The sequence below is a fragment of the Halomonas sp. 141 genome (genome assembly GCF_002810305.1).
Classification (GTDB): Bacteria; Pseudomonadota; Gammaproteobacteria; order Pseudomonadales; family Halomonadaceae; genus Vreelandella; species Vreelandella stevensii.
Genome location: NZ_PINZ01000114.1, coordinates 1 through 1,126, shown reverse-complemented (window position 1 = coordinate 1,126; position 1,126 = coordinate 1). Strand labels below are relative to the sequence as shown.

The window sequence follows — 1,126 nt, the reverse complement described above, 5'->3', positions numbered from 1 at the left end:
GTGACTGCTCCCCGCCCTGACGGGCGAGGCTTCCCACGTCTTAGGCCGCTGCCGGTGCGTGACCGGGCTTACACAGGCCTCGATGGGCAGAGACCGACAGTCCTTCGGCCTTCAACTGGATGATGCCTTGATGCTTGATGTTAAGCGCCGCATTGATGTCGCGGTCGATGCCCTGGGTGCCGCAGTGAGGACAATCCCAAGTGCGAACCGTTAGCGGCATTTGTTCGACCTTGTGGCCGCAGCCCGCACAGGTCTTGGTGCTGGCAAACCACTGGTCGATTTTGACCAGATGCTTGCCTTGCTGCTTGGCTTTGTAGTCCAGTTTTTGGATCAGGCTGTGCCAACTGGCATCGGCAATATGTTTTGCCAGCTTGCGGTTTTTCAGCAGGTTTTTGACGTTCAAGGTCTCGACCACCACCGCTTGGTTATCGTCAATGAATTGTCGAGACAGTTTATGCTGGAAGTCAGCACGGGCATTGGCCAGGCGCTCGTGCGCCTTGGCAAGGGTTAGCCGTGCTTTCGCACGGCGCTTGCTGCCCTTCTGGCAGCGGGAAAGCGCTTTTTGTTTGCGCCGCAAATTAGCACGCGCCCGCTTCAAGAAACGAGGATTGGCCACTTTGCGGCCAGTCGAGTCGATAGCCAAATGCGTCAAGCCCATATCGACCCCCAGCACGGTGTCGACGGTTTGCAGCGGTGCGGGCGCCTCAACGCCGTCCTCGACCAGCACCGAGGCGTAGTATTTGCCGGTGGTGGTACGGGTTAAGGTGATGCTTTTCAGCGTGCCGGTGATGTCACGGTGAAGTCGGGCTTTAATCGGCGTGAGCTTTGGCACTTTGATCCAGCTCCCACCGACCTTGATGCCGGTACAGTGATAGCTCGATTGCTTACCGTGCTTGCGCTTGAATTTGGGGTAGCGGGCTTTTAACTGGGGGTTAAAGAAGTTCTGGAAGGCGCGATCCAAGTTAATGCACGCCTGCTGCAACGCAATTGAATCGTAGTCTTTCAGCCAGTGGTACTTGCGGGATTTTTTCGCTACCGCCAGTAGCGGCTTGAGGTCTTTCTTAGCCCGGAGCTTGGTGCCATGCCGCTTGTACTGCGTACTGATGATGTGCAGTGCCTTGTTGTA

At 56.7% G+C, this 1,126-nt stretch carries 1 protein-coding gene; it reads right to left on the bottom strand.

Annotated elements, in window-relative coordinates; all coding sequences use genetic code 11:
- Positions 1 to 40: 40 nt before the first annotated feature.
- A partial coding sequence (locus CWI66_RS17565) for an RNA-guided endonuclease InsQ/TnpB family protein (RefSeq protein ID WP_100732385.1) occupies positions 41 to 1,126 on the bottom strand: 1,086 nt, incomplete at its 5' end.